Raw genomic sequence first — 13,427 nt, 5'->3', positions numbered from 1 at the left:
CCTATAATCACTAAAAGCAAAGGCAAAAAATTTATGAAAAACTTCATTTATATCCCCCCAATATCACTTATTATAATAACATAATTATCCAACTCTCAATTAAACCTTACCAAATTCAAACTTTAATAGTTACTTAAATAAATAGTGTGTCTAACTTTTTGGGGACGCTTCAAAATAATGTAGGGGAGGAAACTGTATTTAGTAAAATACATACCCCTCTTAGGTGATAAGGTGAGTACTGATAATAAAAGCGTGCTTGCTGTTCATCACTCTAATTTACTTTTAATGGGAAAAACCATGCGAATTAGAGGATCAACCCTGTCACAAAGCGTTAATGGACTTTTTTTGAAAAAAATAACCATTATGCAATAAAGTTGTATAAGGAAGGAATTGTGATATTACCAATATCTCAAGAGCTTCATTATATAGGAAGCTACCAAAATATAGGCTATTTAATGGAATAATGGATTTTTTTATCTTTTACATTAGAAAATAAATCGTAATATACAGAAAAGCCACAAAATAAAAAATGTGGCCTTTTTGTATATTTTACTCTATTCGAGATTAGCATGTTTACCATACATTTTATTAGAGTCTAAGTTTTTTTTCTCCATAAAACGTAAAATTAAGGCATCATAAAATAACAACATCGTTTGCTCAAATAGAGATCCCATTGGTTGAATGGTCCTATAATCACCTTCAGAATGATCTTTTGTTGCTCCCGGTAATTTAACAATAATATCTGCTAACTCTCCAATGGTTGATTCAGGAGAAATGGTTATAGCTGCGACTGTACCTCCTAAGCTTTTAGCTTTTTCAGCAATGGCAACTAAGGTTTTGGTTTCTCCTGATCCTGAACCAACGATTAATAAATCGTCCTTTTCTAAATTTGCAGTAACTGTTTCCCCAACTACATAGGCATCAATCCCCATGTGCATCATTCGCATTACAAAAGATTTACCCATCAATCCAGATCTACCTGCACCTGCAACAAAGATTTTCTTGGATTCTAAAATCTGGTTTATTAACTTTTCTGCTTCTGAATCATGAATTAAGTGGACCGTTTTACTTAATTCGTGAACGACCTCGGCTAAATATTGAGTAGTCTTCATAGTTGAATTAACCTTGTTTAATTAATTTCTGCATTTTGCGTGCTATAGCTTTTTTATCTTCTTTATTCGTAATTCCCCCACCTACGATAACTAAATCTGGGTGTTGTTTAATTACTTCAGGAAGTGTTTCTAATTTGATTCCACCTGCAATGGCAGTTTGCGCATTTTTAACAACGCTTTTGATGGTTGAAAGGTCTTCGAAAGAATTCTTTCCAACAGCTTGAAGATCGTAACCTGTGTGGACGCAGATATAATCAACACCAAGTTCATCTAGTTCTTTTGCACGGGCTGCAATATTCTTCACAGCGATCATATCAGCAAGGATTTGTTTACCTTGTTTTTTAGCTTCTTCTACTGCACCTTTAATTGACTCGTCTTCTGCAGTGCCGAGAATCGTAATGATGTCAGCACCTGCAGCAGATGCTTGGCTTACTTCATATCCGGCTGCATCCATAATTTTCAAGTCTGCTAATACGGTTAAGTTAGGAAATGCAGCTTTTACTTCTTTCACTGCTCTAAGACCTTCATTGATCACCACAGGTGTACCAATTTCTACAACATCAATATGCTCTTCTACCTCTTTTACTAATTCAATAGCTCCCTGAATATCGACGAGATCTAATGCTAATTGTAATTTCATTTTTTTCTCTCCTTATAATTTTATATTGTACTAAGATGCTTTGAAAAGCTATTTACTCGCTAGCACGTTCCTTAGTATACTGAGTATGTTATTGAATTAAAAGTACGCACTTTTATCGCATATAGTGCTAAAAAGTATACTATTGGCTAAAATAAGGGGGAGGTGAATCAAGTGCCAAATTTAGGGGAGAAAACATTTAACTGTGAAAAGGAATTGACACTTTCAGTGATTGGCGGTAAATGGAAAATGTTAATTTTATGGCATCTAGGCAAAGAAGGAACTAAACGATTTGGTGAATTAAAATCCCTTATGCCGGGTATTACCCAAAGAATGCTTGTTAATCAATTACGCGAACTTGAAGCTCATTTAATAATCCATCGAGAAGTTTATCCTGTAGTTCCACCTAAAGTTGAATATTCATTGACTAAGTATGGAAAAAGTCTAATACCGATTTTAGATGCTATGTATGAATGGGGCAAAGATTATATTGAGAACGTATTGGAAAAGGAAACTGAAGATAAATCAGCCACTTAGTAGAAAAAGTTTCTTTTTATGCTTTAAGACAATATTAACTTACCACACTTAATCATTATTAACCGAGTTTTTTAATGTGTATTTAAAGAGCAGAAATTACACTAACTTATAGAAACAGAATTAAAAGGGGTAGTATCAGGAAAATAGACTTAGCGTTGTAAATACGCATATTCCTGACACTACCCCTTTAGCTTCGAATTGCTTACATGCTTCAGTTTTATACATATGAAGAATCATCAGAGGCCATGAATAATACTGCTTTTGCCATTTCTTCTGCTTTACCTAATCGTTATAATGGTGTGAGCGCAGCTAAAGCTGACTTGTCCTCTTCTGGTATAATTGGTGTATCAATGAAGCCTGGGCATAATGCGTTTATACGAATATTTTGTTCTGCATATTCAAGTGCAAGTGAACGAGTTAGATTAATCTTTTGAACTGATTAAATATAATGATACATTACCAGAATTACATATACAGTTTCCTCAAACAATATTAAAAATCTATAAAGAACAATTTATTTTCGAAACAATAAACAATATAACAGTTAATATGGAATATTTTAAACGCTATACAGCTTATGGATTTTATGGGCTTCTTCAAAATTGGATTCGTAATGATTTTAAAGAATCCCTAGAGGAATTTACCAAAGAAGTCATTGATTTAACAAAAACACATATATACTCATTCGAATATATTGGAAATAAGGGTGAAAGGCTAATGGATTGAAGTTACCACCTAAAGTAGTTTGCTCAATATATGTAAATATACTCATCTATTAAAAAAGCTATGTTAAAGAATACTGTTGATTTTTCTAATATTAAAAGGGAACCCCATATTCTCTATGAGTTCCCTTGTTTTTTGAGGTTTGTCAATTTAATAGGGATTGAATCTTTATAGCAACTTCGGTCGGTCATACATCAATAGAGGATAAACTTATTATATCTATCCACATTGGCAAGTACGTTCCTCTATCTTTATTTTTATCTATGTATTCCTCACCTTGTCCAGTTCCTAAAGCTCCAGAAATAATTTCAGACAGAAAAAAGTATTGAGTCCCGTTGAATTCAACTTCTGAAATGCACTCATTAATTTTTACTTCAACCCCTAATTCCTCTAATGCTTCTCTTTTGGCTCCAGCTTCTGGTGTTTCATCATTCTCTATTCCACCACCAGGGAAAACATAATAAATAGAACCATCCCTATTTCTTTGAATTAATACAACCTTCTCATTTTCTATTATTACCACCGAGCTTCTATCTCTCATAGATGATCGTTTTTTATTCATATCTCCCGTTTGAATTATTGATATTTTACGCGAAAAAAAGTTTTGTGTAAAAAAAGTAGGAGTCCCAAATAATTATTGGAGCATCCTCTGTTCAAGATTTATATACTATTTACAAAAATGGTTTGAGTATTCCTTTCAATACTCATGATATCTTTATTTACTTCGAACTACACGAAAACCTTGGTCTGGGCCAATTCCATTTGGATCAAACTTTCCTGAAAAATCTATCTGGACGCTGCTCTCTCCGCCAATCCAACCTCCTCCTTTAGTAACCCGCCATGAACCACTTTGTGAATCTCCGTACCAATTCCAGCACCATTCCCTTACATTACCAGACATATCGTAAAGTCCTAACTCATTGGGATTTTTTAGACCCGCAGTTTTTGTTTTACCATGGTTATTTTCTATTGCAGGCCAGTTCCAATTACCTGATAAGTACTTATCACCAGAGTTCCTCCAATACCATGCTACTTCATTTACATTATTGCTACCGCTATATGTGTAATTCTTGCTCATCTGTCCTCCACTTGCGGCATATTCCCACTCTATTTCTGTCGGCAATCGATATCCCTTAGATCCCGAATTGATCGTTACTGTCCATTTTAAATTATCGTACTCACTTTTATTATTAGAGTCTTTCTTATTCTTGATTATATTGTAATAGGGTTTTAAACCCTCCTGGATACTGCGTTTATTACAGTATTCAATAGCGTCATACCAACTTACCATTTCTACTGGCAATTTGTCGCTTTTGAATTGTGAGGGGTTACTTCCCATTACTTCTGTCCACTCTTTTTGAGTTACCTCATTCTTCCCAATATAAAAGCTCGATATTTTTTCGCCGTTTCCATAAAAGTTAGACTTTTTATTCTTAATAGTGCCACCTTTAACTAGTATAAAGTTATCAGAATCTGGTTCAACTACCGAGATAGTTTTATTTTGCTTAAGACTTAAGTTTGATGGAGAAGGATTATGTGAAGGTGTCTGTTGTGAACAAGCGCTGACTATAAAAAATATTGCTATTAAACAAAAAATTGATAGCATTCTCATTTAAATACTACTCCTTTAAACATATAGGGAAAGTTATAAAACCTGATGGAGAATACTCTACCTCCAGCAATGCCGAAGCCATTCGCTTATTGGGAAACGCCTTTTAACCCATAATTAACGATATTAATAATCATTTACCATATCCTTGGCATATATAGGGATTCCTCCTAAAAGACCGTTGCCTTTTAGTAACTCACAATAACAACAATTATAAATTTTCTGAAGGAACGATCAGCAGCTCGTTAGCTACCCCTGATTAAAAATGATCTGTTACCACACTGTTACGTTAGAACTTCCACTACTTTGATATCCTTCTGTTGCTAAGACTTGGTAAGACCAATTACTACCAAGATTCATTCCATGACTCTTCCATGCATTAACATGATTGCTGAAAGTGATTGTAGCGTTGATTCCAGTTGGTCTCTTCGACTGGCGAACACTCCAGTACTGCGTAAAAGTTTGTGTTCCATCAATGGAAGGTGCGTTATAACGTGTGGTTGTATATATGTCATATGTACCCCCATCACTGTTTACAGTACCTTTATATGTTCCAGTAGGTCTATAAGTACCCCATGAATCCACTACATAATATTCTATGAGAGGTGATCTCGTCCAACCATATAAAGTCAAATATCCATTGCCATTCGGCGCCCAAACTCCGGCATTATAGTTTATTGTCCTAGATGGCGAACCTGTAGTCCAACCTTTACCAACAACGAAATTTCCGGTATTAGACCAATTAACGCTGTAATTCCCTCCAGGCCCATTGACAGCGTTTACACTTCCGCCCCCATCAGTCCAATTTTGCCAGTAGTCTGTGCTAGCTGCAGAGGCGGTTGCTGTAAACAGGCTAATACTCATTAAAGCTGCCGTTAATCCAACTAAGAAATTCTTTTTAAACTTAAACATATGATACCTCCTATAATATTATTTCTGACATTGACATGAGGTAGTACTTATATATTTAGAACATACTTAATTGCTAACGCCAAGCTTTTGATCGTCCCTTTCATATAATACCACAAATTTATAAGTGAATATTTAGAATATTTGTAATTTAATTACAAAGACCTAAAACATTATATTATAAGTGGTCTTGTTCCACCATAGCCCTATCCTTTTTTTGTAGAATCGCAATTCCTGTTTCAAAATATGATGGAGTAATATCTATAATTAATCCACATTCGAACAATTTCGTATAAATTTATAAAATTATAGGAATATTGAACCAATACGGAACCTAGTATTATACTACACTATACAAACTTCTAACTCTTTTATTTTTGCAAATTCATCCGGATTTGTAATTATAGTGCTTTGCCTGTCAAATAAAAAGTTATTTTTCATATTGATACTACGTCAAGTAAATAGACACTGATATTGCTACTGCGCTTTACGTTTAGTGTCCGCCATAAAAATGTTTAAATATAGTGCCATCTAAACTTTTTTATGAAGGTAAAATCAAACCTCATTATTCCTATACATTCGTTCATAATCATTGGGAGTATAATGACCCAACGTTGAATGGATTCGTCTAGTATTGTAGAAGAACTCATTGTATTCGAATTAGCGATTTCTTCGTTGCTATTCTTGTTTTAAATTGGTTTGATATACAAGCTCATGTTTAAGAACACCGTAAAAGGACTCGATACAAGCGTTGTCATAACAGCTTCCTTTACGGCTCATACTCCCGTTCATATTGTATTTTTTTATATTCATTGAGATTCGTAGGAGGCATATTGAACACCTATGTATGAATGATGATTAAGACCATTTTCAGGTTTTTGACGTTTAGTACCGAGGGTCTTTCGCATAGTAGTGAATCCCTTTTTTTCATTCTCCTCCCGAAAATCACGAATATATTTTTGCATGGCTCTTAACTCAGTTTCTAGATTAGGAAATATTTGTACTGTTTTGAAATCAGGTAGCTGGCTGTATTTCTTCACCCAACTATAGAGTATTTTCATTTACTTCGATTCCCCTAGCCACCTGTGCGACAGGCTATTGATTTTCAAGAATCTACTTTACCCTTTCTTGTTTATACGATTCATCATAACGCTTTCCTGTACATTTCAGTATTTTAGACACCCCATTATAATTGATATATTTATTATAACAATCTGTGTTTACTTTTTAGTCAAGTATCATACCTTTCGTTCTGAATATATTCTTTTATATGCATATTAATATTTAATAGTAGCATGATGGAATCTAATTCTTCTAGAGGGATCCAAGGTCTAGTAATCTGAATTATGTACGTGGGTATCATAACTTTTCCAGGTATCGGGATGCTCCCCTTAAGATTTATGGCAGAAAGTTATTAAATCAATACTTCAGAAAGAAATAGCCTTCACTTATCCACGTGAGGGCTTAATTTTTGAAGATTAAATAGGAATCCTGTATTAACCTTAATTAAACATTTTTTCGAAAGTATTTCTACCAACAATACCGTCTTGTGCTAACTTATTCTTCTTCTGGAATGCTATTACTGCATTATATGAACCATTTCCAAAAATTCCATCGAAGCCTTTAGGGTCAAATCCTAAACAATAAAGCATACCTTGAATGATTCTTGTTATATTACCCTTTGCTCCCCTCGATACAGTACGAATAGCAGCTTTTGTTTTAGGCCCCCAAATACCATCAACTTTAAGACCTGCACCAAATTGTTTATTTAGTTCAGTTTGTAAAGCCATAAGTGCTACCTTTTTTGTTTTAGGTCCGTATATACCATCAACAACTAAATTACACTTATATGTTTTGTTCAACCAATCCTGAAACTTCTTAATGAAGCTATTACCAGTACTAGTTGGATTAGTTTTAGATGGATGCGTAACTACTTCTGTTTTCACTTCAGTTTTTGGTGCTTGGACAGTAGTTGTTTTGCCTTTTAATCGATTACGAACCATGTTCATATTGATACCAGGGCAAGCAGTAGAAGCTCCACTGAATTCATTATGACCAAGTACCCTTTCAACTGGGAGATTAAACCGAGCCATTGCTGCTCTACAACGCTCTTCAAATGCCTTTATGACTCAGATGGCACCTCATCTTCTCACCCTTAATATGTCTCAATTTCTTTTTTTAAATCTAAAATGTATATTAAGCAAAATAAAATAACATAAGGAGTAAGCCCTGGTTAACGGTTTTTTTCATCCGAAAAAATGAGTTTAAGAAATATACACCAGTAGAAATTTTTGCCTCATTAATTGTGGTTATTGAAAATATGTTAGAAAGGTGGACAGAAGGTGGATTACTAAATAAAGTGATTAATAATTTTAGCCTAATATCGGGATCATTCTTTATTGGAACCATTAGGATATTCCACTTTACTTTTAGTAGGTTTTGGCTGTACATAATAACTAATCAATAAAATCTTTAATACAAAAATTAAAACAGTTCAGATTGTGAATTTCATTTCAAAACACGTCTTCTTCACTGCCATATGTTATGCTCTAGTTATTATCGTTACCAAGTATTAATAACTCCACAAGGGGAAACAAAAATGCTTCGAGGAATTAGAATGAAATACACCCAAGTCCAGTAATTGAAACTGCAACTTTTTTGTCATAATTTCTTTCTACTTTTCACAAAATCATATTCAACCATTCTGCATCTTTAGTGTAAACAAATAGAGTAGGGTGACCACTTACGTGGTCACCCCCTCATCAAGCCACACGTGCCCTATTAGGGTATACGACTTACCAACGTGCTACATTAAATAATTATTTGTTTTGTGCTCAGTATATCTTTTCTCGTCTCTCGGGGGTAAGTATTCTTCCCCTCGTTCTTTTGCTCCTTGGATAGAAACCATCGGTATTTCATTCAATTGATGACCTAGCATTTCACAGCCTTATAAATTAGAGTTATCATATGACTCTTGCATAATTTCAAGATAGCGTTTTAAATTTAATTGTTCAAAACCTTCGACATAAGCATCCCATTCTGTTTCTAAATCTTTTGAACCAGTAATAAATTGGAGCGAATTCTGCTCGATATAATCCTCGATGTTCGTCCGAATCATTGCTACTTCATCTGCAACTGCAGGGTCAATCCAAATTGCCCAATGAGGGAAAACCTCAGAAGGCTCTTTTCCTTCATATAAATGTGTAGCTTCCTGTAATCTGCGCTCATATCCTGCTGATGAATAAATGTCAGTCGATTGTATCCATCCATCCCTGAAATCCCTCGGCTGATAATATTGTGCCATTGATCCCCAATTATCATTTCTAGGTTCTTCCCCTTCCTTAGAAGGAATTTGTGCTAAAATTGGTTCTGCTCCTTCCTCAATGGCTACATCACCTTCTTGAGGCTTTCGCCAGCTTACATCTTCTTCCCCGAAATGGCTTCGAATTTGTCCTTCTTGAGTAAACATATAGTCAACAAGCTTAATGGCAGCGATCTGCGCCTCTTCACTTGCATTACTCGTTAAAACAAATGTCCCCCCTGGACTGCTTGGAAAATTATATGTTGCATAAGCAGAGTTTGGTCCATTAAGTGGAGCGATCGCATCATAGTCATTTTGATATTCCGACTCTGTTACAAAAATTGACGGATGCATGGAAGTAGCTGCTCCTAAAATTTGAGCATCTGCATTATTTCCTGTTTTTTGTAACGCCTCCGTATTTTGTGAGAATGCACCCTTGTCAATTAACCCTTCATCATATAAGGATTTAATATAAGCTAGCCCTTGTTTCCACTCTTCTTTATTCGCCGCAAAATCAACCTTTCCATTTTCAAGGAGTAATCTCGATCTCGCATCATCATATATAAAGCCATTCATTAAATACGGAATAACGGAAGATTCAATTAAACCAGGAGAACCACTTAATGGAACTTCATCCTGTTTACCGTTCCCATTGGGATCTTGTGTTTTAAAGGCTTTTAATACTTTTTTTAACTCTTCTGGTGTTGACGGTGTTTGTAGGTTCAATTTTTCCATCCATTTTGAATTCAGCCATAATTTGTTTCCGTATGAACAATGGAAGCACTCATTTAATTGAGGTAATCCATAAATATTGCCGTCAGGTGCAGCGGCCATCGACTTATAATATGGATGATTTTCTAACACTTTCTTTATGTTCGGAGCATAATTATCAATTAAATCATTTAACGGCAGGATAACGCCCTGTTTACCATATCGTAGTAAGTCTGTTTGAGAAAACTGATCTACCCAAGGTATTAATAGAAAGAGATCCGGAAAGTCACCACTAGCTAAAGCAATATTTCGAACTTCACTTGCAGAAGTCGTATCAAAAGTTGTTGTTTGCCATTCTAAATCAAGATTAAACTTCTCTTCAGCTAATTTTGTAAAGGAGTTCGTTTCAAGATCTGTTTCAGCATTCTGGGGTGCAAACACTTTAATTTTAATAGGTCCATCTCCATTTTCTTGTTGAGACACATCGGTTTTATCATTTGAACTACAACCAGCTAAAGCAAGGCTTACAATAAGCATCAGTGAAAATAACAGCATTATTGTTTTTTTCAATGTAATCATCCCCTTTGCTTGATAATATTAAATAGAATCACAATCAAGAAAACTCCTAGTATTTAGCATCCCCTCCTTTATGTCTCTCTCACCTATTATCCTTTTACTGAACCAATCATCATGCCTTTTACAAAATGGCGCTGTACAAATGGATAAATGAGCATAACAGGTAAACTTGCCACAACAATAAGGGCATATTTCATGAGGTCAGCAAGCTGTTGCCTTTCTAACATTTCAGAGGCCTCCATTCCAGCAGTGTTTGTATTCAAAATAATAATATTTCTAAGAACCAATTGAAGAGGATGCAAATCTTGGTTCTTTAAATAAATCAATGCGTCAAAATACGCATTCCATTGTCCAACTGCGTACATTAAAACTAGAACTGCGATAATAGGTTTTGCTAAAGGAAGTACAACTGACCAAAGAAAACGCAAATCACTGCAGCCATCCATTTCACTTGCTTCCACTAATTCGTCTGGTATTGAAGTTTGAAAGAATGTTCTTGCAATAATCACTTGCCAAACTGCAATTGCATTAGGAATTAGGAGGGCCCATCTTGTATCAATCATTCCTAATGATTTCACAACAAGATACGTTGGGATCAAGCCACCATAAAAGAGCATGGTGAACACGATAAAAAACATTAAAGCATTTCTACCAAAAAATGATTTTCTCGAAAGCGGATAAGCTATCAATACAGTTAACGTCACACTGATTAACGTACCGAGAGTAGTATAAAGAAGTGAATTTACATAGCCCGTTACAATTTGTGAATTACTAAAGATAATTTCATACCCTTTAAAAGAAATATCAACAGGCCATAACCAAACCTTTCCAGATGAAACAGCCCCAGGACTACTTATAGATGCACTGATGATATAGATAAGTGGATAAAGTACGATGACTAAAACAATTGTTAAGAAAATATATACACCAGCAAGAAACAGTCGATCGGTAAATGATTCTTTAATTTTATTTTTCTGACCTAGCATGATTCGCTCCCCCTTTTTACCACAAACCGTTTTTAGATATTCTTTTCGCAACCGTATTGACAGCTACAAGTAAAACTAAATTGATTATGGAATTGAACAAACCGACTGCAGTTGCAAAACTAAAGTTAGCATTCAGCAAACCTATTTTATAAACATATGTTGCAATAACTTCAGAGGTTGAGAGATTAAGAGGGTTTTGTAATAAAAAGACTTTTTCAAATCCTAGTGCCATCATATTACCTACGTTTAAGATGAGTATGATTGTCGCTACAGGCATGATACTCGGCAAATCAATGTAGAGGATTTTTTGAAATCTAGTTGCTCCATCAACCTTTGCCGCTTCATAATGTGATGGGTCTACACCTGAAAGTGCCGCTAAATAAATAACGGCGGAATAACCTGCATGCTGCCAAATATCTGACCACACATAGATATCTCTAAACATTTCTGGCATTCCAAGAAAATTAATGGATTCAACGCCTAAATATCCCAAAAGCTGATTAACAATTCCAAGCCTAGGAGAAAAAATTAACGTTAACATTGAAACGATGATAACCGTTGAAATGAAATATGGAGCATACGTAATCAGTTGAACTGTCTTTTTAAAAATCCCATTTCGAATCTCGTTTAAGCAGAGTGCTAGAATAATTGGAATCGGAAAACCGACAGCTAATCCATACAAACTAAGGAAAAACGTATTTTTTATAAGAACCCAAAATTGTGGATTACTAAAAAACATTTCAAAATGCTTAAAACCAACCCACTCACTTCCCCATATCCCTTTAACGACACTATAATCTTTAAAGGCAATGACAGAATTGACCATAGGTATATACTTAAAAACAACAAAATATAAAACCGGTGGAATAATCAGAAGATAAAATTGCCAATGTCTTTTAAAGGACTTTTTTGCCCTTCCCAAAACCGACGACTTAACCTGAATGACATTTGAACTTGACAATGTCTTATTTGTTACCTCAACCTTCAATGTAACCACTCCTATCCAATTTGCAAACGCTGTCATTTACTGATTGCTTAAGCTGATAAGAATGTATCATGAGCTCTTGCCTTTTTGATAGGTACAATTGAAAATGAAGGGTACAATCTAGAGTTAATGTGATATCAAAGAAACTACCTATCTTTGCGTTATCATTTTTGGAGCTTGCAAGGTTATAATTGAGGGAATAGAGACAAAGGTACAATTTAAATTAAAAGGTACAATTCGTTCTTTTCCTTTCAAATTCAGGTAAAAATGAAAAATTCTTCGCAAGGTGCTCCCACTGTATGTAAAGGTTAAACTTTATTGCCTGAACAAAAAAATTCCATAAAGAACAAATAGCTTATCTTCTACTTGTATTTATGGAATGTTCTTACTTCTGTTATTTTCTTCTTCCCTATTGAATTTTCCAGCTTGCCTATAGCCCTTAGGTGTCATATCTAAAACTCGCTTAAAAGCTCTGCGAAATGAGTGGGCAGAATTGTATCCGACCTCCATCGCAATCTCCTCAATTGTCATTTCGGTAGAAACGAGAAGTTCTGAAGCTTTATGAATTCGGATTTTTTCAATATAATCCGAAACATATTCCCCTACATGCTCTTTAAAAAGTTGAGAAACAAACTTCTCTGGATGTCCTATTTCTTCTGCGATTCGATACAAACATAGATTTGGGTCACCGTAATTCGCTTCCAAAAACTCAATAATTAATTTAATATGCTGATGATTCTCCTCTTTTTTCCTTTTATTAACATGCGCGCAATATTCAGTTGCAATAAATTCAAACTCTTTCCATACTTGTTGAATTCCAAACTTCAGTTGAACTTGTAATACTTGATTCATTAATCTTCGTAATTCATTAGAATTTTGGTACATCGTAGAGTGTAAGGTTTTTATTAACGTAGATTTAATTTCCATAAGGAATTGCTCAGCTAATATAGGGGATAATTGTCTTTCACAAAAATTCTCTTGAAAAACTTGGTTCAATATTTGTTTTACATCACATAATTCACCAATTTTTAGTGCATTTACTAGACGAAGTTCTAGATTCATTGGATAATAAAAAACACACGTTTCCTTTATAATGTCTTCGTACCAATGAATCTTGCTTTTATTTGATACAGAAAAATTATAATCTGCAGCTAACCTTGCTTCATGATAGGATTGGCTAATTTCATGATAATTGTGAAATTGCCGTCCCATAAAAGCTGATATAGATATTCGAAATAGATTTGCTGATGAGATAATAAGTAAATTTAAAATATGTTTTATCTCATCAACGTTCCTTGAATTCTCTTCTTTTTTAAAATGAAAGATGGCAACAATTTTATC

13 protein-coding genes and 1 pseudogene are annotated in these 13,427 nt (G+C 34.5%); 2 read left to right on the top strand and 12 right to left on the bottom strand.

All coding sequences use genetic code 11. From position 1 onward, the window contains the following. Positions 1–554 precede the first annotated feature (554 nt). Together hxlB and hxlA are read right to left on the bottom strand one after the other, a co-directional pair. Positions 555–1,112, bottom strand: a complete 558-nt coding sequence (hxlB, locus tag HU235_RS19820) for a 6-phospho-3-hexuloisomerase (RefSeq protein ID WP_095303322.1) — start codon at positions 1,110–1,112, stop codon at positions 555–557. A 7-nt stretch (positions 1,113–1,119) separates the two neighbouring features. Continuing rightward, a complete protein-coding gene (gene hxlA, locus HU235_RS19815; protein ID WP_174881330.1) occupies positions 1,120–1,752 on the bottom strand; it encodes a 3-hexulose-6-phosphate synthase in 633 nt (210 codons plus the stop codon). A 171-nt stretch (positions 1,753–1,923) separates the two neighbouring features. On the opposite strand from hxlA, the gene HU235_RS19810 reads away from it, so the two are divergent. Further along, positions 1,924–2,286 carry a winged helix-turn-helix transcriptional regulator gene (locus HU235_RS19810; protein ID WP_095303320.1) on the top strand — a complete coding sequence of 121 codons (363 nt, stop codon included), beginning with the start codon at positions 1,924–1,926 and terminating at the stop codon, positions 2,284–2,286. A 217-nt stretch (positions 2,287–2,503) separates the two neighbouring features. Here the strand turns inward: HU235_RS19810 and HU235_RS19805 are convergent. Continuing rightward, positions 2,504–2,713, bottom strand: a pseudogene (locus HU235_RS19805) (SDR family NAD(P)-dependent oxidoreductase); the annotation flags it as partial. 8 nt (positions 2,714–2,721) lie between these two features. Between HU235_RS19805 and HU235_RS25595 the strand changes: the two are divergent. Continuing rightward, entirely contained in the window at positions 2,722–3,012 is a 291-nt protein-coding gene (locus HU235_RS25595; RefSeq protein ID WP_411828269.1) for a TetR-like C-terminal domain-containing protein, read from the top strand. A 184-nt stretch (positions 3,013–3,196) separates the two neighbouring features. On the opposite strand, the gene HU235_RS19795 is transcribed toward HU235_RS25595, so the two are convergent. The 9 genes from HU235_RS19795 to HU235_RS19755 all read right to left on the bottom strand — a co-directional run. Then, on the bottom strand, positions 3,197–3,550 hold the full coding sequence (locus HU235_RS19795; protein WP_174881331.1) for an NUDIX hydrolase: 354 nt from the start codon (positions 3,548–3,550) through the stop codon (positions 3,197–3,199). A gap of 174 nt (positions 3,551–3,724) precedes the next feature. Next, positions 3,725–4,621 (bottom strand): formylglycine-generating enzyme family protein, encoded by an 897-nt coding sequence (locus tag HU235_RS19790; protein WP_174881329.1) that lies wholly within the window; start codon positions 4,619–4,621, stop codon positions 3,725–3,727. A gap of 270 nt (positions 4,622–4,891) precedes the next feature. Beyond that, positions 4,892–5,530 carry an endo-1,4-beta-xylanase XynA gene (gene xynA, locus HU235_RS19785; RefSeq protein WP_174881328.1) on the bottom strand — a complete coding sequence of 213 codons (639 nt, stop codon included), beginning with the start codon at positions 5,528–5,530 and terminating at the stop codon, positions 4,892–4,894. 806 nt (positions 5,531–6,336) lie between these two features. Further along, a complete protein-coding gene (locus HU235_RS19780) occupies positions 6,337–6,588 on the bottom strand; it encodes a hypothetical protein (protein WP_174881327.1) in 252 nt (83 codons plus the stop codon). A gap of 441 nt (positions 6,589–7,029) precedes the next feature. Continuing rightward, positions 7,030–7,620, bottom strand: coding sequence for a peptidoglycan-binding domain-containing protein (locus tag HU235_RS24920; RefSeq protein ID WP_212591246.1), 591 nt, complete (start codon positions 7,618–7,620; stop codon positions 7,030–7,032). An 854-nt stretch (positions 7,621–8,474) separates the two neighbouring features. Beyond that, positions 8,475–10,109: an extracellular solute-binding protein gene (locus HU235_RS19770; protein ID WP_174881326.1), complete on the bottom strand. Its 1,635-nt coding sequence runs from the start codon at positions 10,107–10,109 to the stop codon at positions 8,475–8,477. A gap of 95 nt (positions 10,110–10,204) precedes the next feature. Then, complete coding sequence (locus HU235_RS19765) at positions 10,205–11,101, bottom strand: carbohydrate ABC transporter permease (protein WP_095303315.1); 897 nt, start codon at positions 11,099–11,101, stop codon at positions 10,205–10,207. Between the two features lie 16 nt (positions 11,102–11,117). Then, positions 11,118–12,089 (bottom strand): ABC transporter permease, encoded by a 972-nt coding sequence (locus HU235_RS19760; RefSeq protein ID WP_370877257.1) that lies wholly within the window; start codon positions 12,087–12,089, stop codon positions 11,118–11,120. Between the two features lie 369 nt (positions 12,090–12,458). Further along, positions 12,459–13,427, bottom strand: a 969-nt coding sequence (locus HU235_RS19755; protein WP_174881325.1) for a helix-turn-helix domain-containing protein, incomplete at its 5' end; no start/stop codon positions are given.

This window comes from Metabacillus niabensis, from assembly GCF_902829255.1.
GTDB classification, from domain to species: Bacteria; Bacillota; Bacilli; order Bacillales; family Bacillaceae; genus Metabacillus; species Metabacillus niabensis.
The sequence above is the reverse complement of the archived record's forward strand: the minus strand, read 5'-3'. Positions and strand labels throughout refer to the sequence as shown.

Bases quoted from the DNA above. Each gene is read 5' to 3' on its own strand.
- HU235_RS24920 (WP_212591246.1), bottom strand. From the start codon at position 7,620: ATGGCTCGGTTTAATCTCCCAGTTGAAAGGGTACTTGGTCATAATGAA.
- hxlA (WP_174881330.1), bottom strand. From the start codon at position 1,752: ATGAAATTACAATTAGCATTAGATCTCGTCGATATTCAGGGAGCTATT.
- hxlB (WP_095303322.1), bottom strand. From the start codon at position 1,112: ATGAAGACTACTCAATATTTAGCCGAGGTCGTTCACGAATTAAGTAAA.
- HU235_RS19790 (WP_174881329.1), bottom strand. From the start codon at position 4,621: ATGAGAATGCTATCAATTTTTTGTTTAATAGCAATATTTTTTATAGTC.
- HU235_RS19795 (WP_174881331.1), bottom strand. From the start codon at position 3,550: ATGAGAGATAGAAGCTCGGTGGTAATAATAGAAAATGAGAAGGTTGTA.
- HU235_RS19765 (WP_095303315.1), bottom strand. From the start codon at position 11,101: ATGCTAGGTCAGAAAAATAAAATTAAAGAATCATTTACCGATCGACTG.
- HU235_RS19780 (WP_174881327.1), bottom strand. From the start codon at position 6,588: ATGAAAATACTCTATAGTTGGGTGAAGAAATACAGCCAGCTACCTGAT.
- xynA (WP_174881328.1), bottom strand. From the start codon at position 5,530: ATGTTTAAGTTTAAAAAGAATTTCTTAGTTGGATTAACGGCAGCTTTA.